This window comes from Rhodococcus qingshengii JCM 15477 (assembly GCF_023221595.1).
Taxonomy (GTDB): Bacteria; Actinomycetota; Actinomycetes; order Mycobacteriales; family Mycobacteriaceae; genus Rhodococcus_F; species Rhodococcus_F qingshengii.
Window position 1 is genome coordinate 2,083,556 of sequence record NZ_CP096563.1, and the last position, 22,807, is coordinate 2,106,362.

General features: G+C 63.6%; 18 protein-coding genes. 10 read left to right on the plus strand and 8 right to left on the minus strand.

Annotation, left to right across the window (positions count from 1 at the left end):
- Nucleotides 1–626 precede the first annotated feature (626 nt).
- The 3 genes from M0639_RS09525 (at nt 627) to M0639_RS09535 (ending at nt 3,001) form a co-directional block, all read left to right on the plus strand.
- Nucleotides 627–1,325, plus strand: a complete 699-nt coding sequence (locus tag M0639_RS09525) for a hypothetical protein (protein WP_082893138.1) — start codon at nt 627–629, stop codon at nt 1,323–1,325.
- A 175-nt stretch (nt 1,326–1,500) separates the two neighbouring features.
- Complete coding sequence (locus tag M0639_RS09530) at nt 1,501–2,079, plus strand: sigma-70 family RNA polymerase sigma factor (protein WP_003940953.1); 579 nt, start codon at nt 1,501–1,503, stop codon at nt 2,077–2,079.
- Nucleotides 2,063–3,001 (plus strand): anti-sigma-D factor RsdA, encoded by a 939-nt coding sequence (locus M0639_RS09535; RefSeq protein ID WP_228402069.1) that lies wholly within the window; start codon nt 2,063–2,065, stop codon nt 2,999–3,001. Before M0639_RS09530 ends, M0639_RS09535 begins: the two co-directional genes overlap by 17 nt.
- Before the next feature lie 89 nt (nt 3,002–3,090).
- On the opposite strand, the gene M0639_RS09540 is transcribed toward M0639_RS09535, so the two are convergent.
- A complete protein-coding gene (locus M0639_RS09540) occupies nt 3,091–3,495 on the minus strand; it encodes a DUF5319 domain-containing protein (RefSeq protein ID WP_003940777.1) in 405 nt (134 codons plus the stop codon).
- Between the two features lie 243 nt (nt 3,496–3,738).
- Here M0639_RS09540 and guaB point away from each other — a divergent pair, with 243 nt between their 5' ends.
- The 3 genes from guaB (at nt 3,739) to M0639_RS09555 (ending at nt 8,357) form a co-directional block, all read left to right on the plus strand.
- Nucleotides 3,739–5,262 carry an IMP dehydrogenase gene (gene guaB, locus M0639_RS09545; RefSeq protein ID WP_003940903.1) on the plus strand — a complete coding sequence of 508 codons (1,524 nt, stop codon included), beginning with the start codon at nt 3,739–3,741 and terminating at the stop codon, nt 5,260–5,262.
- A 27-nt stretch (nt 5,263–5,289) separates the two neighbouring features.
- Nucleotides 5,290–6,429, plus strand: a complete 1,140-nt coding sequence (locus M0639_RS09550; RefSeq protein WP_003940976.1) for a GuaB3 family IMP dehydrogenase-related protein — start codon at nt 5,290–5,292, stop codon at nt 6,427–6,429.
- Between the two features lie 173 nt (nt 6,430–6,602).
- A complete protein-coding gene (locus M0639_RS09555) occupies nt 6,603–8,357 on the plus strand; it encodes a GMC oxidoreductase (protein ID WP_003940689.1) in 1,755 nt (584 codons plus the stop codon).
- A 69-nt stretch (nt 8,358–8,426) separates the two neighbouring features.
- Here M0639_RS09555 and M0639_RS09560 read toward each other — a convergent pair whose 3' ends face one another.
- Together M0639_RS09560 and M0639_RS09565 are read right to left on the minus strand one after the other, a co-directional pair.
- Nucleotides 8,427–10,184, minus strand: coding sequence for an Ig-like domain-containing protein (locus M0639_RS09560; protein ID WP_003940813.1), 1,758 nt, complete (start codon nt 10,182–10,184; stop codon nt 8,427–8,429).
- A gap of 51 nt (nt 10,185–10,235) precedes the next feature.
- Nucleotides 10,236–12,005 carry an Ig-like domain-containing protein gene (locus tag M0639_RS09565; RefSeq protein WP_003940887.1) on the minus strand — a complete coding sequence of 590 codons (1,770 nt, stop codon included), beginning with the start codon at nt 12,003–12,005 and terminating at the stop codon, nt 10,236–10,238.
- A gap of 367 nt (nt 12,006–12,372) precedes the next feature.
- Between M0639_RS09565 and guaA the strand changes: the two genes are divergently transcribed.
- Nucleotides 12,373–13,944 carry a glutamine-hydrolyzing GMP synthase gene (gene guaA, locus M0639_RS09570; RefSeq protein ID WP_007727510.1) on the plus strand — a complete coding sequence of 524 codons (1,572 nt, stop codon included), beginning with the start codon at nt 12,373–12,375 and terminating at the stop codon, nt 13,942–13,944.
- A gap of 55 nt (nt 13,945–13,999) precedes the next feature.
- Here guaA and M0639_RS09575 read toward each other — a convergent pair whose 3' ends face one another.
- Together M0639_RS09575 and M0639_RS09580 are read right to left on the minus strand one after the other, a co-directional pair.
- The gene (locus M0639_RS09575; RefSeq protein WP_003940832.1) at nt 14,000–14,233 is read right to left on the minus strand and encodes a hypothetical protein; all 234 of its coding nucleotides are present in this window, start codon (nt 14,231–14,233) and stop codon (nt 14,000–14,002) included.
- Nucleotides 14,230–15,615, minus strand: a complete 1,386-nt coding sequence (locus M0639_RS09580) for a PspC domain-containing protein (RefSeq protein ID WP_064073927.1) — start codon at nt 15,613–15,615, stop codon at nt 14,230–14,232. Before M0639_RS09580 ends, M0639_RS09575 begins: the two co-directional genes overlap by 4 nt.
- A 236-nt stretch (nt 15,616–15,851) precedes the next feature.
- On the opposite strand from M0639_RS09580, the gene M0639_RS09585 reads away from it, so the two are divergent.
- Genes M0639_RS09585 through M0639_RS09595 form a run of 3 tightly spaced genes read left to right on the plus strand, consistent with a single transcriptional unit; the run spans nt 15,852 to nt 19,292 of the window.
- Nucleotides 15,852–17,132, plus strand: a complete 1,281-nt coding sequence (locus tag M0639_RS09585; RefSeq protein WP_037125680.1) for an ATP-binding protein — start codon at nt 15,852–15,854, stop codon at nt 17,130–17,132.
- Nucleotides 17,129–17,788 (plus strand): response regulator, encoded by a 660-nt coding sequence (locus M0639_RS09590; protein ID WP_003940972.1) that lies wholly within the window; start codon nt 17,129–17,131, stop codon nt 17,786–17,788. The genes M0639_RS09585 and M0639_RS09590 overlap by 4 nt, the downstream gene beginning before the upstream one ends.
- Nucleotides 17,789–17,837: 49 nt before the next feature.
- Entirely contained in the window at nt 17,838–19,292 is a 1,455-nt protein-coding gene (locus M0639_RS09595; protein WP_064073926.1) for an MFS transporter, read from the plus strand.
- On the opposite strand, the gene M0639_RS09600 is transcribed toward M0639_RS09595, so the two are convergent.
- From M0639_RS09600 to M0639_RS09610, 3 genes are all read right to left on the minus strand, one after another.
- Entirely contained in the window at nt 19,289–20,497 is a 1,209-nt protein-coding gene (locus tag M0639_RS09600; protein ID WP_064073925.1) for an MFS transporter, read from the minus strand. The two genes, M0639_RS09595 and M0639_RS09600, sit on opposite strands and share 4 nt — an antisense overlap.
- Before the next feature lie 188 nt (nt 20,498–20,685).
- Complete coding sequence (locus M0639_RS09605; protein WP_064073924.1) at nt 20,686–22,080, minus strand: sensor histidine kinase; 1,395 nt, start codon at nt 22,078–22,080, stop codon at nt 20,686–20,688.
- Nucleotides 22,077–22,775 carry a response regulator transcription factor gene (locus tag M0639_RS09610; RefSeq protein ID WP_058039028.1) on the minus strand — a complete coding sequence of 233 codons (699 nt, stop codon included), beginning with the start codon at nt 22,773–22,775 and terminating at the stop codon, nt 22,077–22,079. Before M0639_RS09610 ends, M0639_RS09605 begins: the two co-directional genes overlap by 4 nt.
- Nucleotides 22,776–22,807 lie beyond the last annotated feature (32 nt).

Genomic DNA, 22,807 nt, shown 5'->3' on the forward strand with positions numbered 1-22,807 from the left:
GGCATATATCGAAATGCGAGAGTTAACGAAGTATATATTTACATTTCGGGCTCCTCGTGCGTTGTTCTGCGCCGATGTCGAAATTGGGTCGATCGAGGTGGCGGCCGGCAAGCCTGGCTGCTCGAGATGCGAAACCCACAGATCAGGGATATGTTCGAGGCTGATCGCCCGGCGAAATCACTCAGTCATTCGGCTCGGTTTGCGTCATTTGTCCGATATTGCGTGGGCGTGGTTGCACTCCATTTCGGGACTTAGTGCCCAAGTTTCAACTAGGACATCCGTCCAATAAGTAATGCGCAGTTAACGTCACGGATATATGCCCGTTAAATATCATTACGAGTACATTTGGCAAATCTCAGTTGAATATCTGATTAACTCCGACAAACTTGCCTTTTCGTGTTTCGTGCGACTTTTGGCATCGTTGGTGTGACGCCGGTCGTGCGAATGTCTGCTCGTGCTGCTGCGATGATCAACCTGTGTCGACACCTGCGCGCCCTCAATCACCTGTGCCCAACGAAACAACTGCACTTCCAGGGTCCCTCGAGTCTGCCGCGTTCGGTGCGGATCCGGATCTCGTCCGCCTCCCGGCGCCTTGCTCTACCCGAGATTGGTGGACAACGGCAGTAGTGCTGGGTGGTCAGGGCCGCTACGCAAGAGCGCGGGCTGCATTGGATGTCCTCGATCGGCTCACGGCCGGTTTCTCGACGCACTCGGATCGAGTTCTTGCCTCTCTGTCTACCAGCACGAGGGCGTCGTTTCTTCGCCAGAGCGGACGCCATGCACTCGCGTCCACGTGGGACGGGCGCGCACTGGCGATCGTCGGCGGCCTGCCAGGTGATCCAGAGGCTGCCTGTGACGCTCTGACCGGTCTGGCCGCAGACGCCCTCGGCTGTGGCAGGCTCCCGCTCGGCTGGCGCCTGCTGGCGCAATGTCGGGCGCGTCTGGATGCCGAGGGCGGGCTGTGGCGGCAGGAAATTCGGATCGAATGGGTCTCCGCAGAATTGGCGTTGGCGGGGGGCGACTTCGCTCGTGCCCGCAGACACGCAGAACGCGCCGTCGAATTGTCAGCGGAATCGGAGTCTGTGCGGCACCGCGTGAAGTCGGATCTGCTGCGTAGCGCCGCGCTGACCGGAACCGACGCGAGCGCAGCCGTGAAGATGGCAGCAGATGTGTTCGCGCGGTGCCGGCAATACGGCCTGCTGCCCCTGGCCTGGGCGTCGTCTCTGTTGATCGAAGGTGTCAGCGGTGAGAGAACCTCACCGAGTGCCCGGGAGATCGGCGATCTGATTGCGATGCGTGGTGGATCACTCCTACCTTTGTCGTAACCACTCCACCGAAGTCTCCGGAGAACATTCCAGAAGGAGCTGTATCGATATCGCGACTGCTGGGCAGGTATGCGGAGACCAGTCGGTCCGGATGGTTACTCTTAGAGGGTTCCGCTGAGAGCGGGAGCACACCCGCTCGGGAGGTGCCACTGTAACGCCAGGATTTTCGCTGACGATGACAAATACGAGCGATGAGTTGGACACCGCGGTCGCTGCTGCTGCGCAGGGCGACCGTACAGCTCTAGCTTTGGTTCTGGAGAACATCCGACCGATGGTGGTGCGCTACTGCCGCGGTCGAGTGGGTGCGGCCGAGAGAGGACACCTGTCCGCTGACGACGTCGCACAGGAAGTCTGTCTGGCCGTGATGACCGCGCTGCCGCGTTATCAGGACCAGGGACGCCCGTTCATGGCCTTTGTGTACGGAATTGCCGCGCACAAGGTTGCGGACGCACATCGAAGCTCCGCCCGTAACAAGTCGGAGCCCGTTTCCGAAGTACCGGATGTAATAGCACTGGATGATGGTCCCGAACAGCGAGCTCTCGATTCGGAGTCCAGCAGACAGATGCACGAACTTCTCGGCACACTTCCGGAGAAGCATCGAGAAATCTTGATACTTCGCCTGGTGGTCGGGATGTCGGCCGAGGAAACGGCCGTCGCCGTCGGTAGTACCGCCGGAGCTGTACGAGTCGCTCAGCACAGAGCGATCGCGAAACTGAAAAAAGAAGTGACGAAAGCAGGTGAGAGCTTTGGCTAGAGACGAGGGGCATGACGCTTCGAATCTCGGTGATCTCGCCGACGACGGTACGCCAGTGGATTTGGCTGCGGTTCGGCGTGACGATGCGCTGATCGAATCCATTTCGAATGGTGGGCCGGTAGCAACCGATAGCACCGAACAGTACGAACTTGCGTTGATCCTCTCGCAATGGCGTGACGATGTCGTTGCGACTCCGATGCCCGAGGGTCCGTTGTTGGACGATGTCATCGCTGCAATCACAGCGACGCCGTCCGGCTTCTCCGATCGTCAGCGTTCACGTTCCCGTTCTCGATTGCGTGTGGTTCGTCCGATCGCCGCCGCTGCAGCAGTTGCAGCAGTGGTCTTCGGTGGCGCCACGGCGATGGCGTACGACGCCCAGCCCGGCGATGCCCTGTGGGGCGTCAAGCAGGTCGTCTTCGCCGACGAGGCCAACTCGACAGTTGCGAAGATCGACACGACTTCCGAGCTGGAAAAGGCCGAGCGGCTGTTGGCTGCCGGAGACATTCCTGCGGCAAAGATGGTGCTGGACAACGCAGCTCACCGTGCCGATGCGGTCAAGGACTCGCAGGACAAGACCGACCTCGTCGAGCGTTGGGGCAAGTTGATGACGCAGGTCCAGGAGACCACGTCACCCGCAGTGCCGCCGTCGACGACCGACCAGCAGTCCTCGATTGCCACCTCTCCCACGGCGATTCCGGGGATCTCCGTCAATCCGGCGAACCCTCAGCTGCCTGGGGGTGTGACCACGACGACAACGCCCAATCCTGGAATCATGCAGGCGCCTGGTCCAAGCGCGGCGTCGTCGACACCGTCATCGTCGCCCACGGCAACGACCACGACAACAACGACGACAACCACGACAACGACGCCTCTGGCGCCGGCCTCGTCTCCGTCGGGTGATTCTTCTTCACCCCCGCCCTGATCGCACCGTTCCGATCTGAATTCAAACGAAAGTGGCCGACAAGCAATTGCTTGTCGGCCACTTTCGTATGAGCTTGGGTGAGGTTTCGCTCAGCTGTCGAAACCGTCGCCGTGCATCGCCTCGTTCATCGACGCGTCGGCGTATCCACGGCAGTAGTCCCACGTGACATATGCCTCAGGCATCGGGTCGTAGGCAGGCTCGTGGGGGCGGACGGTTCCGTCCACGAGCAGCTGCAGCAGGTTTGCGCGCAGCATGTCCCAGTCGTGGTAGTGATCCTGTTGGCAGTCCTCGCAGCAGACTACGAGACCGCGGATACCGCGGTGAGCGAGGAGTGCCTCGTATACAGCGAGGTCAGCGAGATCCTCCTCGACCGCTTGGCGTTCGTGGGGGTCGAGTGGTTGGCCCGGCTCGATGGCATCGAGAGCCGCGGAGGGGTCAGCTGGGTCGCCGGCGAAGGGATCTGGCGGCAGACCGGGGGGCAGTTGATCACGCACAGCACCACGGTACGCAGGTCAGGGGGGTCAGCGCCACTTGTTACGCGTACCCGCAGCGTGGGTGGGATGGTTCGGACCTTTGAGTGAGCCGATACCATGGTGTGCAACGCCGGGAAAAGGTGCCAGGAATTTCTTTCCGTGCAGGCGCCTTCTATCCGATATCCAGCTTTCGTAATCCGTTTCGAGGCGGCTGCTACAGCGGTCGCCCTGGGCGAATCTAGGTCCATGGAGGGTCCTGACCGCATGAGTAGTTCTGCAGGACATGTACACACCGGAGGAGACGACCCCAACAAGGTCGCGATGCTGGGACTGACATACGACGACGTGCTGCTGTTGCCGGCTGCGTCCGACGTCATCCCGAGCCAGGTCGACACGTCCAGTCAACTGACCCGCGACATCCGTCTGCGGATTCCGTTGGTCAGTTCTGCGATGGACACCGTCACCGAGTCGCGCATGGCAATTGCGATGGCACGCGCCGGCGGCATGGGTGTCCTGCACCGCAACTCGTCGGTTGAGGTCCAGGCAGGACAGGTCGAGACGGTCAAGCGTTCCGAGGCCGGCATGGTGACCGATCCCGTCACGTGTAAGCCGACCGACACGATGGGTGAGGTCGATGCGAAGTGCGCTCGTTTCCGCATCTCGGGTCTGCCTGTCACCGACGACGCCGGCCAGCTGGTTGGCATCGTCACCAACCGGGACATGCGTTTCGAGGTCGACCAGAATCGCCCGGTCGCGGAGATCATGACCAAGATGCCCCTGATCACCGCTCAGGAAGGCGTCACCGCTGACGTGGCACTGGGCCTTCTTCGTCGGCACAAGATCGAGAAGCTGCCGATCGTCGACGGCAACGGCAAGCTCACCGGTCTGATCACGGTCAAGGACTTCGTCAAGACCGAGCAGCATCCCGACGCCACCAAGGACCGTGACGGTCGACTGCTCGTCGGCGCTGCAGTCGGTGCCGGCGATGACGCCTTCCAGCGCGCGATGGCGCTCACCGATGCCGGTGTGGACGTACTCGTGGTGGACAGTGCGCACGGGCATTCGTCCAATGTTCTCGACATGATCGCCAAGCTCAAGCGTGAACTGGGCGAGCGGGTTCAGATCATCGGTGGCAACGTCGCTACGCGCGCGGGTGCTCTGGCACTGGTCGAAGCCGGCGTCGATGCCGTCAAGGTCGGAGTCGGCCCTGGTTCCATCTGCACCACCCGCGTCATCGCCGGTGTCGGTGCCCCTCAGGTCACGGCCATTCTGGAAGCGGTTGCCGCGTGCAAGCCTCTGGGTGTGCCCGTCATCGCCGACGGTGGACTCCAGTTCTCCGGTGACATTGCGAAGGCTCTTGCCGCAGGTGCGTCGACGGCCATGCTGGGTTCACTCCTGGCCGGTACCGCTGAATCGCCCGGCGAACTGATTCTGGTCGGCGGCAAGCAGTTCAAGAGCTACCGCGGAATGGGTTCGCTCGGCGCGATGCAGTCGCGTGGCGAGGCCAAGTCGTACTCCAAGGATCGGTACTTCCAGGACGACGTGCTTTCCGAGGACAAGTTGGTTCCGGAAGGCATCGAAGGACGTGTTCCGTTCCGTGGCCCGCTCTCGCAGGTGACGCACCAGCTCACCGGTGGTCTGCGCGCTGCCATGGGATACACGGGGTCGGCGACGATCGAGCACCTGCAGAACGCTCAGTTCGTCCAGATCACGGCGGCCGGTTTGAAGGAAAGCCATCCGCACGACATCACGATGACTGTCGAAGCACCCAACTACACCGCTCGTTAGCAACCAGTACACGAGAAAGGGGCGCGCGTGCGCGACCTCGTTGAGATCGGCATGGGTCGAACGGCCCGACGTACCTACGAGTTGGACGATGTGAACATCGTTCCCTCCCGGCGAACTCGTTCGTCGAAGGAGGTGTCGACTGCTTGGCAGCTCGACGCTTACAGGTTCGACATTCCTGTCCTCGCACATCCCACCGACGCGTTGGTCTCGCCGACTTTCGCGATCGAGTTGGGTAAGCGCGGCGGCCTCGGTGTCATCAACGGTGAAGGCCTGTGGGGCCGTCACCCCGATGTCGAGGAGAAGCTCCGGCGTCTCGTCGAGATCGCCGAGAAGGACGGTGGCGTCGACGCGGCCATCCGCTACCTGCAGGAGCTGCATGCGGCTCCGCTGCAGGCCGGTCTTCTGGCAGCTGCGGTGGCGCAGGTCCGTGATTCGGGGGTCACCACTGCCGTTCGCGTCAGCCCGCAGAATGCGCGCGCACTGACGCCGGAGCTGATCAAGGCGGGAATCGACCTCCTGGTCGTCCACGGCACGATCATCTCGGCCGAGCACGTCGTGCACACCGAGCAGGAACCGCTCAACCTCAAGACGTTCATCTCGGAACTCGACGTTCCGGTTGTCGCGGGTGGGGTCAGTGACCACCGCACCGCGCTGCACCTGATGCGTACCGGCGCTGCCGGTGTCATCGTCGGGTACGGGTCTACCGAGGGTGCAACCACCACCGGTGAGGTCCTGGGCATCGGCGTTCCGATGGCCACGGCCATTGCCGATGCTGCAGCAGCCAGGCGCGACTACCTCGACGAGACGGGTGGACGCTACGTCCACGTCATCGCCGACGGTGACATCGCAACTTCGGGTGATCTGGCGAAGGCCATCGCCTGCGGTGCCGACGCTGCCGTTCTGGGCACGCCGCTGGCCGTGTCCGCCGAGGCGCCGGGTGGTGGCTGGTACTGGCCGTCCGCTGCGGCTCATCCTTCGGTTCCGCGTGGAGCACTTCTTCCGGTTTCCTATGGTGAGCGTCCGAGTCTGGACCAGGTTCTGAGCGGCCCTTCGGACGATCCGTACGGTTCGCTGAACTTCGTCGGTGGTCTCCGTCGGTCGATGGCGAAGGCCGGATACTCCGATCTCAAGGAGTTCCAGAAGGTCGGGCTGACAGTCCGCGCGTAGTTTGTACCTTTCTGTGGCCCCGGTTCTTCGTGAACTGGGGCCACAGTTCGTTGTGCAGGACTTTCTTCCGTTCCTGATACTTGCGGTTACGCTTATGGGGCCCCTTGTGGTGGTAGTCACAAGGGATAGGTGCATACTGGCGGGTAACTACGGTTCACGGTGGAGGTGTCCTGATGGGCAAGCAACGGGCAACGGACTACGACGTACTGATCGTCGGATCCGGGTTCGGCGGAAGCGTGAGCGCGCTTCGTCTCGTGGAGAAGGGCTACAAGGTCGGCGTCATCGAAGCCGGCCGACGGTATGCCGACGAAGATTTCGCGAAGACCAGTTGGGATCTCAAGAAGTTCCTCTGGGCTCCGAAGCTGGGGTGCTTCGGCATTCAGCGCGTGCACCTGTTGCGCGACTGCCTCATTCTCGCGGGCGCAGGCGTCGGCGGCGGGTCGTTGAACTACGCCAACACGCTGTACCAGCCGCCGGAGCCGTTCTTCCAGGACAAGCAGTGGGCGCACATCACCGACTGGCGCAGCGAGCTCACGCCGTACTACGAGCAGGCTCAGAAGATGCTCGGCGTCGTCCAGAATCCGCACATGACGCCCGCCGACGAGATCATGAAGTCGGTCGCCGACGACATGGGTGTCGGCGACACGTTCATCCAGACGCCCGTCGGCGTCTACTTCGGTGAACCTGGCAAGAAGGCGAAGGACCCGTACTTCGGCGGCGTCGGACCCGAGCGCACAGGTTGCATCGAGTGTGGCGAGTGCATGACGGGCTGCCGTCACGGAGCGAAGAACACGCTCCTCAAGAACTATCTGGGCCTTGCCGAGACAGCCGGCGCCGAGATCATTCCGATGACCACCGTGTCCGGGCTTCGTGAGGCTCGCGACGGTTCGTGGGACGTGTTCACCGAGCGAACCGGTGCATTCGGACGAAAGAACCGCCGCACCTACACGGCTGCGAACGTAATTCTCGCGGCCGGAACGTGGGGCACTCAGCATCTGCTCTTCGACATGAAGGACACCGGAGCGCTGCCCAAGCTCTCCGACAAGCTCGGCGAGCTGACTCGAACGAACTCCGAATCCATTGTCGGCGCAGGCAAGTACAAGGTCGATCCCGCACTCGACCTGACCCGCGGAGTGGCGATCACCTCGTCGTTCCACCCGAGCAGCGACACCCACATCGAGCCGGTCCGCTACGGCAAGGGATCGAACGCGATGGGCCTGTTGCAGACCTTGATGACGGACGGCGGCGGCAAGACGCCCCGATGGATCAAGTTCCTCGGTGTGGTTGCGAAGAATCCGTACCAGATGTTGCGCATGTTGACGGTCAAGGACTGGAGTGAGCGCACGATCATCGCGTTGGTCATGCAGAACCTCGACAACTCCATCACCACGTACACGAAGAAGGGCCTGTTCGGTCGACGCAAGGTCACCAGTAAGCAGGGCCACGGTCAGCCGAACCCGACGTGGATCCCGGAGGGCAACGAGGCGACGCGTCGAGTTGCCGAGAAGATCGACGGTGTCGCGGGCGGCACGTGGGGCGAGATCTTCAACGTTCCACTGACGGCGCACTTCCTCGGCGGTTGCGCTATCGCGTCGGATTCCGATCACGGCGTCATCGATCCGTACCACCGCGTGTACGGCTACCCGACGCTCAGCGTCGTCGACGGCGCAGCGGTCTCGGCCAACCTCGGCGTGAATCCGTCGCTGACCATTGCCGCTCAGGCCGAGCGTTCGGCCTCGCTGTGGCCGAACAAGGGGGAGACCGACCTGCGTCCCGCCCAGGGCAGCGGCTACGAGCGTTTGGCTCCGATTGCACCCAAGTCGCCTGTGGTGCCGGCGTCGGCTCCGGCCGCGCTGGTCCTGCCGATCGTGAAGATCACCGGCGGCAAGACAGCTACCGCTGTTCCGGCGGAGCCGGCAGCCGGATAGTTCGCCGCGAACGAAGATGGGGCGTGTCGTCGAGGATTCGACGATACGCCCCATCTCTGTTTCAGAGTGTCAGCCTCCTAGCGACCCGAACAGAGTGCCGAGGTCGAGGCTGCCGGTCCCGCCTCCGGGCCCGCCGTCCGTATCGCCGGGGACGGTCAGGGTCTGCGGCGCGGATGCGGAGGCCGTGTAGCCCGAAGCGCCCACGAATTCGGCGGTGACACTGTAGGTCCCGGAGTTGTAGAACGTCGCCGGTACCGTTGCGACACCGTTGACCACGTCGACCGGTCCACCGATGAGGGTGTCACCGACCTTGAACTGGACCTTGCCCGTGGCGCCGGACGGATCGACCGTTGCCTTGAGCGTCACCGGGGTGTTCTTCTGAACAGTTCCGACAGCGTCGAGAACCGTGGTCGTCTCGACGTCAGCCGGAGCCGGCGTCGTCACACTGACCGGGAATGCCGGGGCAGCGGACGGGGCGAATCCTGGTGAGCCCGTGAACTTCGCGACAACCTTGTGCGTTCCGGTCGAGGTGAAGGTGTACGGAGCGACGGCAACTCCGTCGGTTCCGACCGGAGCACTGACCGTTTCGGTGCCGTCGACGATGAAATCGACGGTGCCGCCGGTACCCTGCGGATCGACCTTGGCAGTCAGGTTGACGTCCTGTCCGACCTTCGCGGTCGACGGCGACACCGTGGCGGTAGTGGTCACGGCGTCCGGCGGTGCATCGGTCGTGACGGTCACGATCTTGGCCGACGCCGACGTCGACGCCAGGAACCCGGGGGCTCCGCTGTAGCTCGCGGTGATGGAGTGCGGTCCGTCCTCGGTGAAGGTCGGGGAGATGCTGGCCGACCCTCCGGTTACCGGCACGGCGTCCTCGAGTGGGTTGTCGCCGTCGAAGAACTGGACGGTTCCACCGTTTGCGCCGCCGCTCACGTTGGCTGACAGGGTGACGGGAGTTCCGTTCTTGGCGTTGGCCGGTCCGACGACTGTGGTGGTGGTTGCCTTGTCCGCCTCGATGATCCGCGTCGTGGCGAGGGGGCCTGCGCCGCTGTTGAGCGGACCGTTCTCGGCGTCACGCGGGGTGCATCGCGTGGGTGCCCAGGCGGTGATGACCAGGGTGGCCTTGGGGAGGAACGTGAGGAAGTTGCGATCGTTGTTCCACGCTCCCGCGCTGCCGCCGGTGCGTACCTTCATCGCGACGTCCCCTGAATCGCCGGCCTTGAGAACTGCCTTGACCTGGGGGAGCTGGAACTGCGTGTAGCCGTCGGCATTGTTGGAACCATCGACGTTCTTGCCGGTCGCCTTGACGACGATGCCGCCCTCGGAGTTGATGCTCGAGCTGGGGCTGTTTCCGATGACCTGGTTGTTTCCGGAGAGGCGCAGAATCGTTCCGTTGGGATCGACGTTGCCGTTCTCGTTGACGCGCAGGATGTTCGGCGCGACACCGCTGAGCCCAGCCGAGGTGCCGGGGACGATGGTGGCTTCCACCAGGGTGGCGTTCGCAGGAACGTCGACGTCGACCTTGATGCGGGAGACGTTCTGGACGGTCGCCCCGGAAGCGGAGCCGGGAAAGGCGATGGGGCCGGGTTGGATGGTGACCTCGAAGGTCTCACCGGCGCCGATGGATTCCGGTGCGTCGACGATGACCGAGCCGGACTGTGACTGCGTGGTCGGACCGGCGACAGCGGACGGGGTTGCCAGGCAACTCGTGCCGAAGGTTGTTGTCACGGGGGCCGCTGATGCGGGGATTCCCGCGAGGATGACGCCACTGGCGAGTGCCGTGGCGGCGATCGGCGCCGCGATGCGACGTCTGGAGTACACGAACATGGATTCTCCTGAGCTGGGTACGGGAGTGGTGTCCAAAGCTGATGTGGGGGACTAGCTTCCGAAGAGCGGGATGAGGCCGCTGAGCGAACCGGTGTCCACGCTTCCGGTGCCGCCGCCGTCGGTCGGTGCGGTGCCGACCTGCACGACCGTCGGGCCGGAGACGGAGTTCTTCCAACCGGCGTCGCCGACGAAGTTGGCAGTGAGGCCGAACGTTCCCTCGTCGTCGAAGGTGTGCGTGAGTGTCGCGACGCCGTTGACGACGGCAACGGGTGCGCCGATGGGCGTCGTGCCGGACTTGAACTGGATCATTCCGTTTGCTGTTCCGGGTGCGACGGTGGCCTTGAGCTGCAATGCCTTTCCGACCTGAGCCGAGCCGCTGACGGTCAGAGACGTCGTGGTGTCGGCGCGGGCGGGTTCGGGATCGGTGACGTTCACCGTGAACGACGTGGACGTGGAGCCGATGAATCCGGTTCCGCCGGAGAACTCTGCCGTCACGGCTGCAGCGCCCGCTGATGCGAAGGTGTGCGGGAGGATCGCGACGCCGTCACCCGTGCCGACCGGTGCGGTACCGACCTCGGCGCCGTCGACCTTGAACGTCACGGTTCCGCTGCTCGGGATGGGGGAGACGGTGGCCGAGAGGTTGGTCGGTTCACCGACAACAGCGGTGAGTGGTTCGACAACGGTGGTCGTGGTTCCCCAGTCGGGATCGCTGACGTCGAGTTGGGTTGCGGTGGAGACGGAATCGCCGTAACCGGCCTCGCCGGTGAACACTGCGGTGAAGCTGTGGGTACCCGAAGCGTCGTAGCTGCGGGTCAGGGAAGCCGTTCCGTTGACTACAGCCACCGGTGCGCCGAGGTTGGTCTCGCCGTCTTTGAACTGCACCGTGCCCACGGCGTTTGCCGGTGTGACGACAGCGCTCACGGTGATGCTGTCACCTACCAGCGCGGCGTTCGGGGCCGAGATCGTGGTGGTGGTGTCCGCGGAGACGTCGACGGTCTGGACTCCGGAGGTCGAGCTGTGGAATCCCGGACCGGCGTTGTACGCGGCGGTGATGTCGTGGGCGCCGACGCTGTCGAAGGTGTGGGAGAGGGTGGCGCTACCGCCCGAGACCGGGACCGGTGAGCCGATGTCGTTGCCGCCGTCCTTGAACTGGACGGTGCCGCTCGCGTCGGACGGCGCAACTGTCGCGGTCAGGTCGACCGGCGTGCCGACCTTCGCCGTTGCCGGGGCAACCAGTGTGGTTCCGGTGGCGACAGACGGGTCGACTACCTGGACGTTGACGTTGATGGGGTTGAGGCCCTGCTGTGTGCTGAAGGCGTTGACGTCGAAGAGCATGCCGCTGTCGTACGTCCCGAATGCTGTGCCGACGGGGACCGTGTAGGTCGCTTCCAGCGTGACGGGTTGGTTCTTCTTGACGACGAATCCACCGACCAGGAAGGTGCAGCCGCTCGAGCACTTCGCGGAGACTCCGCCATCTGATTCGTTGCTGATCGTGGCCCGGTTGGTCACACCCAGGTAGGTGGCCTTGGCGCTGCCCGGCACGAGGACGAATCCTGCGGGCGGGATGTCACGGATCTTTGCGATCGACCGTTCGATGCCGCTTTCGTTGTGCTTGATCTCGGTCTTGTACGTGACGGTGTCGCCTGGGTGAACTGCCGCGTTCCCGATGACACTCTTCGTGAAGATCAGGTTGTCGGTCGTGCCGGTGAAAGTGGTCGGCGGGGCTTCGTCAGCAGTGGCCGGCGTGCCGAGGACTAGAAGTCCGGCGGCAGCCGTCACAGCCGCGACAGGTATGGCGAGTCGTCGTATGAATCGACGCACAGGTCCTCCTCGAGGTGAGCGCCGTTCGGCGGCGCCGGCCGTTTGCGATCGTGATCCTGATCACTTGACGGGCGAGATTACCTTTACTGGACGTTTGGTTCAGGCGAATCGGTCAAACGTCCAGAAAATTCACCCTTCGTCCATTTCGGGCTCTGGCCTGCGATGATGCTGCCGAATTGATTGCCGAAGCTAAGATGCGGGTGATCGGGGCGCCGTTGACCTGGACGGTGGTCTAGATCCGCGCGAGGTCGCTGCGCAGTTCTGAGGGGCGGCCTTTGTAGTGACGTACCTCGCGCTCGCTCGGTCGAGTAGCGGGCTGAGTCCATGCATGCGCAGAAGCGCTGGCTGCGGCGATTAGACTGCACCTGTGGCAGATATCGAGCAGCAGAGACCAGTTCTTGTCGTCGACTTCGGGGCGCAGTACGCGCAGTTGATCGCACGGCGAGTTCGCGAAGCCAAGGTCTACTCGGAGGTGATTCCGCACACCACGACCGTCGAGGAGATCGTGGCCAAGAACCCCTTGGCTGTTGTGCTCTCGGGTGGGCCCTCGAGTGTCTACGCAGACGGTGCTCCCAAGCTTGATCCCGCACTGTTCGATCACGACATTCCGGTTTTCGGAATCTGCTACGGATTCCAGGCAATGGCAGGCGCCCTGGGCGGCACCGTCGCCGAGACCGGTACCCGCGAATACGGCCGAACCGACATCGCGGTATCCGGCGGATTGCTCCACGACGGTCTTCCCTCGACGCAGCCGGTATGGATGAGCCACGGTGACGCCGTCACCGAAGCGCCTTCCGGCTTCGAGGTGACCGCGACCAGCGACGGTGCTCCCGTCGCGGCGTTCGAGGACCGCGCCCGCAAGCTCGCCGGTGTGCAGTACCACCCTGAGGTTCTGCATTCCCCGCACGGTCAGCAGGTCCTGAGCCGCTTCCTGCACGAGATTGCCGGTATTCCGGCAGCGTGGACGGCGTCGAACATCGCCGATGCGCTGATCGAGCAGGTTCGCGAGCAGGTCGGAGACGGACACGCCATCTGCGGTCTGTCCGGTGGCGTCGACTCCGCTGTCGCTGCGGCTTTGGTTCAGCGCGCAATCGGCGACCGGTTGACATGCGTCTTCGTTGATCACGGTTTGATGCGAGCCGGTGAGCGCACGCAGGTCGAGCAGGATTTTGTCGCGGCAACCGGCGCTCGTCTGATCACCGTGGATGCCGCGGACACCTTCATCGGTGAGCTGGCAGGCGTCACCGATCCCGAGACCAAGCGCAAGATCATCGGCCGCGAGTTCATCCGCAGCTTCGAAGGCGCAGTCAGTGATGTTCTGGGCGAGAACGCATCTCATGGTGCGACCGTCGACTTCCTCGTCCAGGGCACGCTCTACCCGGACGTCGTGGAGTCGGGCGGCGGCACGGGAACTGCAAACATCAAGAGCCACCACAATGTCGGCGGGCTGCCGGAAGACCTGCAGTTCAAGTTGGTCGAACCGTTGCGTCTGCTGTTCAAGGACGAGGTCCGTGCAGTGGGCCGCGAACTCGGCCTGCCCGAAGAGATCGTCGGACGCCAGCCGTTCCCCGGTCCCGGACTCGGTATCCGCATCATCGGTGAGGTCACCCGCGATCGCCTCGAGATCCTGCGTCAGGCAGATTCCATTGCGCGCGAAGAGCTTACGTCTGCAGGCTTGGACGGAACCATCTGGCAGTGCCCGGTCGTTCTCCTTGCCGACGTCCGAAGCGTGGGCGTGCAGGGTGACGGCCGGACGTACGGTCATCCGATCGTGCTGCGTCCGGTCTCGAGTGAAGACGCGATGACCGCGGACTGGACGCGTCTGCCGTACGAGACCCTCGAGCGCATCTCGACTCGAATCACCAACGAGGTTGCGGACGTGAACCGTGTAGTCCTCGACGTGACGAGCAAGCCGCCGGGAACTATCGAGTGGGAGTAAAAACAACTGTGCGCCTTTATTAACCCCCCGCGGTTAATAAAGGCGCACAGCAGTTTTACTTCCGGTTGCGCCGATTCGGCAGAATCACCAGCAGTAGTCCTGCCACGACGGCGGCACCGACGAACAGCCAACGGAATTGAATGTTCGCTGCCGGCGCCAGGGAGAATGGCCCGACCAACGCCCACACACTGACCAGAAGTGCGGCCAGTCCGGCGATCAGCAGAAGTGCCGAGGGGCGCTTGGATTCTCGGGTCTCGTCGTGCTCTGTGGTCTCGTCGTATTCGCTCATGATTGCGTCACCTTCAGACTGCCGAACGTTGCTTTGGCGTTGATGGTCAGTGTGGGCGAATCCGGTGTCGCCTCGCGGCCCCGGTGTACTCCGCCGTCGAGGCAACCGGATCCGTCACCCATGACGACGGTGCAGCTGTTCTTGACGTTGACGGTTGGTGGCACCATGACGACGAACTCACCGAACGACGCCGCGACGTCGATGGTCTTGTCCTCGGTGAACTTGACCCCGTTGAGGTCGAGAGTGAAGCTTCCGAAGGCTCCCGAGTACGACGGCTCCAACTCGGAAGCGGTTGCCGGAGTCCATCTTTGCTCACCCGAGGCGTCGAAATCGATCGGGTAGACCAACGAGGCGAGAAGCACGAAACCCACGAGCGGTCCGGTGACGACCAGCAGGCCGTACCCCTTGCGGAAGAATGCCCCGAGGATCAGGCCGAGCGCGATGACGGCGAGTCCGACAGCACCGACTCGGCCGGGAGTGAACCACTCGTTGCCGGTTGCCGCGCCCGCTGCCCCGGTGACGGCGGCGACGATGATCGCGAGTCCGAGCACCGTCAGCGTCCATCGCGAGCGACGCTTACGTGGTGGCAAAGGCAGCAGCGGCGTGGCTTTGACTGCCGGGTCCGGGAGATCCCAGGCGAACGGAGCGACACCGAGCGGATCCCAGGAGGGCGGTGTGATGGCGGCCTCGCCGATCACCTCGGTCGGATTGGCGGCGGCTGAAGCGCTCGGGTCCTTCGACAGGTTGATCGTCGGATGATCGGCCTGAGATTGCGGTGACTGTTCGGCCGGCCGTTCCTCGGGCACGTAGCTGTCGGGGAGTTTTGTGTACGGCGTGTACACGGGCGGCTGATTGGGTGCGAAGTATCCGGGAGTGAACGGCCCGGGCGTGAATCCCGTGCCTGGATACGCGGTACCCGCGCCGACGTACGGTGACGTGCTCTGTGGCAGTGCAGGCGGGACCGGCGCTCGTTGGTAGAGCAGCCACAGGCCTCCGACCATCAGAATCAGCCCGATCAGACCGGAACCACCCAGACCGACGCCGACAGGCCCGACGGTCGTAGCCGCGATGGCGAGAGCCACCAACAAGACGATGGTCTTGGTACTGGAATCGGAGCTGTGTCCGCGGCCCATCAACGACTGTGCGGGGGACGATCCGTCACCGGCGCGGGCGAGCACCAACCACCCGGCGAGGTAGAGAAGGATGCCTGAGCCGCCGAAAATAGTGGAGGCCACAAACGCGACACGTACCAGAATGGGGTCGATGCCGTACCGGTATCCGATTCCGGCGCATACCCCGGCCACGTGACCTTGTGCCGGCAGACGCACGGGGCGGGTCCGCCACAGATCCTGGATCTGTTCTTGGAAAGTCGGATTGTTCATGAATCAATCCTGGCTTCCGGGGCGGCCTCCGCGCATCAGGGCCAACCCTGATCTTTGTGACGATCGGGGCCAGGGGCGCCGCCCTGATTCAGGGTTGGACCCTGATGTGACTGCGAGTGGTTCGTGCCAGTATCGACTATGTGCAATATCTGTCAGATCCGCCGTTTGTGAGCGGTCCCGCTCCCGGGTTCACGGGAGGCCCGCCCGTCAACGGGGTACCGGTGCATGCCGTACCCATGAAGAAGGGTGTGCCCATTCCGGGCGGTGTTCCATTGCGAAAGCTGGAGCGGCGCTCCGGCGGTCGCATCGTCGCCGGTGTTGCAGGCGGTATCGCCGATCATCTCGGGATCGACGTCCTGAAGGTTCGAGTCGCCTTCGCGATTCTGGCGGCGATGGCCGGATCCGGCATCGTGATTTACGGCGCCCTCTGGATCTTCACCTCAGCCGGCACGGACACCCAGAAGCCGTCCGCGGCCGAGCGGCAGCGGGCGTACGGCTTGATCGCACTCGGATTGGGCGGCGCAGCCGCGTTGTCCTGGCTGTTCAGCGGCACGGCGGGTTCGGTGCTCGCACCGTTCTTCGTCGTCGCGATCGGTGCCGCTTTGGTGTGGCGCGAGTTCGACTCCGACGGTCCCCGGACCGTCATCGGCTTGCCGCAGCGGCCTACCGTTCTCACGTGGGCGCGGGTGGTCGGGGGAGCGACCTTGATCATCTTGGGTCTCGGCGTCGTCGTCCTCGCTCAGGTCGACCTCGAAGCACTGCGCTCGTCCCTGCTGGCCGTGGTGGTGACGCTGATCGGTGTCGGTTTGTTGACGGTGCCGCTGTGGCTGCGGATGTGGCGGGCTCTCGGCGCCGAGCGTGCGGCCCGAATTCGCAACGACGAACGTGAAGAGATCGCCTCGCATCTGCACGACTCCGTACTTCAGACGTTGGCGCTGATTCAGAAGCAGTCCGACAATCCGCAAGAGGTGGCGCGCCTGGCCCGTGGTCAGGAACGTGAGCTGCGCAAGTGGTTGTTCAGCGGCGGGGATATCGACCACACGAGCCTGACGGAAGGTCTGAAGATCATCGCCGGTGAAGTGGAGGACCAGCATGGCGTCACGGTCCGCCCCGTCACGGTCGGCGACGTACAACTCGAAGGCGAAGGCGTCGAGAACGGTCTGCCCAAGGAAGCGTTCACCGCGCTCCTCGGTGCGACGCGTGAAGCTCTCGTGAACTCGGCAAAGCACTCGGGGGAGAAGGAAATCAATCTGTTCGCCGAGGTCGAGGGCGACCAGGTCAGTGTGTTCGTTCGTGATCGCGGAGTCGGATTCGACGTCAATGCGGTGCCGGAGGACCGTCAGGGTTTGGCCAAGTCGATTCGTGGTCGCATCGAGCGACGGGGTGGCCGCGTCGTGGTTCGATCCGACATCGGAAAGGGCACCGAGATCCGCGTGCACATGCCGCTCGGTGACTCTGCTCTAAAGTGGGACCAGACTGCTGACCGTGTCGACAACCCCGAGGAACAGCCCCAGTGACTTCGCTTGCGCCGCCCCCGTACCGCGTATTTCTTGTCGACGATCATGCAGTGTTCCGCTCCGGGGTGAGGGCGGAACTCTCGCGCGAGGCAGACATGGACGTAGTCGGTGAAGCCGGTGGCGTCGCTGAGGCGATCGCGGGTATCAACTCGACGAAACCGCATGTCGTTCTGCTCGATGTCCACATGCCTGACGGTGGTGGAGTGGCAGTTCTGCGCGGAATCGATTCCGGCCCGGTGTGCTTGGCGCTCAGCGTTTCCGATGCGGCCGAGGACGTGATCGCGGTGATCCGCGGCGGCGCGCGCGGGTATGTGACCAAGACGATCTCGGGATCCGAACTGGCCGAGGGTGTACGACGCGTTGCCGGTGGTGACGCAGTGTTCGGGCCTCGCCTGGCAGGCTTCGTACTGGACTCCTTCACCGGGCGTTCCAATGCACCCGAGCCGCAACTCGATCCGGAACTCGACTCGCTGACTCCGCGAGAACTCGAAGTGCTCAGATTGCTGGCACGTGGGTACACCTACCGTGAAATCGCCGAGGACCTGGTGATTTCCGTGAAGACGGTCGAGACTCACGCATCGAACGTCCTGCGAAAGACTCAGCAGTCCAATCGCAATGCGTTGACGCGTTGGGCACATCGTCGCCAGATCGACTGAATTCCCGCGCGCTCTTTCGCGATTGCGTGTGAAGGCGCACCATGGACCGATGACGGAACCACTGGCGCTCGCGTCGAAGCGTGGGCGTTGGGTTGTCGCCGCCACCGTTCTCGGCTCGAGCATGGCTCTCCTCGACGGCACTGTCGTCAACATTGCTCTTCCTCACATCGGTGAAGAACTGGGTTCCGGTGTCGCCGGACTGCAGTGGACGCTCAGCGGTTACACCTTGGCCTTGGCGTCGCTGATTCTGCTCGGGGGAGCGCTCGGTGATCGTTGGGGTCGGCGACGGGTATTCGTGTGGGGGACGGTCTGGTTCGCGGTCGCGTCGTTGCTGTGCGGAATTGCACCGGACATCACGTTTCTGGTGATTGCACGAATCCTGCAGGGAGTGGGAGCTGCGCTCTTGACACCTGGCAGCCTTGCCATCATCTCCGCGTCACTTCGTGAGGAGGACCGCGGCGCGGCAATCGGATTGTGGTCGGGTTTAGGTGGTGTTGCCGGCGCCATCGGACCGCTTTTCGGTGGTTGGCTGGTGGAAGTGGCGGGATGGCGATCGGTATTCCTGCTCAATATCCCGCTGGCGATCGTCGTGGTGTGGGCAGCGGTGCGCCATGTACCGGAGAGCCGCGACCCGCATCCGCCCGAGCACCTGGACGTGGTCGGATCTGCCTGCGCAGTAGTCGGTCTCGGCGCACTGACGTACGGGCTGATCGAGGTCAACCCGATAGTCGGGCTGATCGGAGTGATCGTGCTCTGCCTGTTCGTCGTGGTGGAACGACGCTCACCGAGTGCCCTTGTGCCGCCGTCCCTGTTCCGCTCGCGGATGTTCGTCGCGGCCAATCTGGTGACCCTTGCGGTCTATGCGGCGCTGGGCGGTGTGTTCTTCCTGCTCGTGCTGCAACTGCAATTGGTTGCCGGGTACTCGCCGGTGGCTGCCGGCGTCGCAACGGTACCGATCACCTTGGCATTGCTGCTGTTGTCTTCGCGCGCGGGCAGTTACGCGCAGACGCACGGACCGCGGTTGCCGATGACGGTCGGGCCCGCCGTTGCCGCGGTGGGGTTGGTGTTGATGACGCGGATCGGCCCGGATGCGTCGTACCTGACCGTCGTGCTGCCGGGAGTTCTGGTGTTCGGGCTCGGCCTGGCGGTGATGGTCGCGCCGTTGACCGCCGCGGTGCTTGGTTCGGTACCGGTGGAGCAGTCCGGAATCGCATCCGGTGTGAACAATGCCGTTGCTCGCACGAGCCAACTTCTTGCCGTCGCGGCCTTGCCTGCCCTCGTGGGTATCGACGCCGAAAGTCTGGTCGATCCGACGAGTTTCTCCGACGGGTTCCGGTACGCGATGTACATCTGTGTGGCACTGCTGTTGGTCGGTGCAGCGATCGCCGCGACGCTGATCCGAACTCCGACAGTAGAGCCTGTTCAGGAAGCGGATTCGGTTGCCTGCAAGCCGCATTGTGATCTGACGGGACCTGCAGTGCAACCGAATCCGATGAGGGACTAGACGCTGATGTCGCGATCGCGGCTGGGCACCAAGGGAGTTGCTGCGGCGGGAAATGCCGCGACTATCGCGAAGGCGAGCGGGTAGCCGACCGCGCCGATCAGCGCACCGACCACCGGGCCCACTGCTGACGCGGCAATGAACTGCCCGGTGTTCTGTGCGCCCAATGCTTTTCCTTGCCATTTCGGCCCGGCAGCTTCGGCCACGGAAGTGAATGCCAAACCGTTGTCGGCGACGCTGATAGTGGTTGCCAGCAGCAGGATCAAGGCGGGAACGCCCCAAGGCGCTGCGCCGGCTGCCGCCATTGCCAACATGACCGCAGACGCGGAGACGGCAACCAACCGCAGCGGGCCTACTCTGCTTCCGGCGCGATCACTCCAGATGCCGACAACGATGCGTCCGAGTGCACCCACGAACTGGGAGATCCCGATCAGGAGCCCAGCGGGCGCAGCGTCCCATCCTTGCTCGCTGATCAGCCAGACCAGACCGAATGTCGAGAGGGTGAACTGCGGAAACACCAGCAGTGCAGAGACGACGTGAATGCGCCACAGGAACCAGTTCGAGCGATAAGGATTTACCGTTTCGACCGGGATGTCTGTGGGCCGCGCCGCCGGCCGCGGGGGATTGATCAATGCGACGGCGCAGATCAGGGCGAGAACGCCGTTGAGAGCTACCGACAGTCCGACGGCCGAACCGATTCCTACGTTCGCAGCGAGAGTCGGGATGGTCAGCGACGCGATGGTCACGCCCAGGGGCTGTGACATCTGCCGGATTCCCATCGCGAGGCCGCGCCGATCCTTGGGAAACCAGCCGACCACAACACGTCCACTGGCAGCGTTGGTGCTCGCCGCAGCCATTCCGCCCAGCAGAAATGCGATCCCGAGGAGGGTGTAGTTGTCGGTGGGGGTCGCGGCCAGCGCGGCGATCGCCGTCAGGCCGAGCCCGATGGAGATGACCCATTTCTCGCCGAATCTGTCAGCCATCGCTCCCCACGCCACCAGCGTGAGAACCATGCCGAAAGTGGGTGCAGCGGCCAGAGTTCCGGCCTGCGTCAACGAGAGGCCGTGCTCGGAATGCAGCAGCGGGATCAAAAAGGCGGGGGTACTGACGAAGACGGTGCCTGCGGCCTGGGCTGCGACGCCGATTCCGAGCATCGTCCACGCCTTCGGGGAGACGGCCGTCTTTTCCAGCCGCGACGCCTGCGTCATGGTGCCCTCCGATCTCTACGCTGTTCGACGATGCCGACGCTACTCGCGTGGTTTCACATGTTGAAACCAGAATCCCACTATTTGGTCGAACGCGGACGGTTCAGGGTGCGAAGTGCCCACCCCTTTTCGAGCGAACGGTACGACGATCGCCTTGGGTGCGCCGAAAGGTACGTTCGCTCGGGAAGGGGTCAGCGACGGGGCAGACGAACCGTGAAGACCGTGCGACCATCCACCTGGTCGACGCCGATGGTGCCGCCGTGCAGGTGCACGTTCTCGACGGCGAGCGAGAGTCCGAGTCCGCTGCCCTCGCTGCGTCCGCGCGCGGTGTCGACCTTGTAGAACCGCCGAAAGATCGCCTGCCGGTCTTCGGGTGAGATGCCGGGGCCGTGGTCGACGACGGTGATGACGGAGAAACCGGATTCGACGCTCAACTCGACGCGAACCGGGGGTGCTCCGTGGCGCAGTGCATTGCCGACGAGGTTGGCGACGACAATGTCGATCCGACGCGAATCGACTCTGGCGCTGACACTTTCGGGTGCGCGCAGTTCGACGGTGTCTGTCCATCCGCGGCTCTCGAGTGTGCGCTCGGTCAATTCGACGAGGTCGACGTCGTCGAGGACGAGGTGCGCTTGCTGAGAGTCGTGGCGAGACATTTCGATGAGGACTTCGACAAGTCGAGTGAGCTTGCCGATCTCACTGCTCACGATGCGCGCGGCAGCGGCGGCGTCGGGCGGAAGATTGGGGATCTCTTCACGGAGGATCTCACTGACCGGCACCAGTGCTGCGAGCGGCGTCCGGAGCTCGTGGGAGACGTCGGCGACAAACCTTCTCGACTGCTCTTCCGATTCTTCCAGACCTCGGATGACCGCTTCGTTGCGAGCGACCATGTTGTTGAACGTTGTTGTGACCTGGGCGAGTTCGGCTACTCCGTCTTCGGGGAGTCGGACGCTGAGGTCGCCGTCGGCAGCGCGGGCGGCCGCCTTGTCCAGGCGTTTGAGCGGACGGACAAGCGTCGACGCGATCCACAGCCCGAGTAGTCCGCTCACCAACACACCGGCGGCGAGGGTGAGGCCGACAGCTCGAAGCAGGTCGTCGAACTTGTCCTGCACTCCTACCAGCGGCCGGATGGTGACGGCTTTGACCAATGTCTCGTTGTCGTAGCTGTCGTCCGCGCTCATGTCCACGACATTGACGGACATTCCCAACATGATGCGCTGGGAGTCGAGCCTCTCGAAACGGATCAGCTTCGGACTGTCCAAACCTTCGTCGAAGCTGGGCGGAATGGTCGCCGCATCCACGGATCCTTGACGGATGACTTCGCCGTCGACGATCAGCGTCATGTCGGACTGGAAGATCTGTTGGAGGTTGGCAGGCGTCAACTCGTCTACCGGTGTTCCGTTGACGTATTGCAGTTCGTCGCGAAATTGTGCGGTCGCGACATCCTGAGCGTTGGAATAGATCCACGACCGTGCCATGAACGAGACGACACCCGCGGTTGCCCCGGCGATGATCACGACGATTGCGATGAACACGAGCACGAGCCTGGTTCGCAGACCGTCGACCTGAAGCCAGGTCGGTCTCATCGGGCTGGGCTGGTGTTGAAGCGATACCCGAACCCGCGCACCGTTTCGATGACGGTCGGTGCGGCCGGGTCGTCCTCGATCTTTCCGCGCAGCCGCTGCACTGCTGCATCGACGATTCTGGAATCACCCAGATACTCCTGGTCCCAGGCTGCGGACAACAACTGTCGGCGGCTCAGGACCTGTCCGGGGTTCTCGGTCAGCGCCAGGATCAGTCGGAGTTCGGTCGGGGTGAGGGTCAGCAGCATCCCGGCCTTGCGGACCTGCAGCGACGACCGATCCAATTCCAGGTCGCCGAACGTCTCTGCACCCGGCGTCGCATCCGGGCGCGTCGTTGCCGGTGCCGAGCGCCGCACGACGGCTTTGATACGAGCGTCGAGGACGCGCGGACTGGCCGGTTTGACGACGTAGTCGTCGGCACCGGCTTCCAGGCCGGCGACGGTGTCGATGTCGTCGGACCGAGCGGTCAGAATGATGATCGGGATCGAACTTCGGGTGCGGATACGTCGGCAGATCTCGTAACCGTCGGCACCCGGCAGCCCGAGGTCGAGTAGGACGAGGTCCGTGGCACCCAGGGCGTCGTCGAAATCACCGTTACCGTCGGGGCGATGGCTGACGTCGTGCCCGAGTCGGTTCAGTCCCAACGTGATTGCCTCGGCCACGGCTGGATCGTCTTCTATGAAAAGAATGCTCACCATGAGCTCACCTTGGACTCGCCATGATCAGGGGC

What these genes read in the sequence shown, in the direction of transcription:
- M0639_RS09530 (WP_003940953.1), top strand. Translation starts at nt 1,501, where the DNA reads ATGACAAATACGAGCGATGAGTTGGACACCGCGGTCGCTGCTGCTGCG.
- guaB (WP_003940903.1), top strand. Translation starts at nt 3,739, where the DNA reads ATGAGTAGTTCTGCAGGACATGTACACACCGGAGGAGACGACCCCAAC.
- M0639_RS09555 (WP_003940689.1), top strand. Translation starts at nt 6,603, where the DNA reads ATGGGCAAGCAACGGGCAACGGACTACGACGTACTGATCGTCGGATCC.
- M0639_RS09560 (WP_003940813.1), bottom strand. Translation starts at nt 10,184, where the DNA reads ATGTTCGTGTACTCCAGACGTCGCATCGCGGCGCCGATCGCCGCCACG.
- M0639_RS09575 (WP_003940832.1), bottom strand. Translation starts at nt 14,233, where the DNA reads ATGAGCGAATACGACGAGACCACAGAGCACGACGAGACCCGAGAATCC.
- M0639_RS09580 (WP_064073927.1), bottom strand. Translation starts at nt 15,615, where the DNA reads ATGAACAATCCGACTTTCCAAGAACAGATCCAGGATCTGTGGCGGACC.
- M0639_RS09585 (WP_037125680.1), top strand. Translation starts at nt 15,852, where the DNA reads ATGAAGAAGGGTGTGCCCATTCCGGGCGGTGTTCCATTGCGAAAGCTG.
- M0639_RS09595 (WP_064073926.1), top strand. Translation starts at nt 17,838, where the DNA reads ATGACGGAACCACTGGCGCTCGCGTCGAAGCGTGGGCGTTGGGTTGTC.
- M0639_RS09600 (WP_064073925.1), bottom strand. Translation starts at nt 20,497, where the DNA reads ATGACGCAGGCGTCGCGGCTGGAAAAGACGGCCGTCTCCCCGAAGGCG.
- M0639_RS09605 (WP_064073924.1), bottom strand. Translation starts at nt 22,080, where the DNA reads ATGAGACCGACCTGGCTTCAGGTCGACGGTCTGCGAACCAGGCTCGTG.
- M0639_RS09610 (WP_058039028.1), bottom strand. Translation starts at nt 22,775, where the DNA reads ATGGTGAGCATTCTTTTCATAGAAGACGATCCAGCCGTGGCCGAGGCA.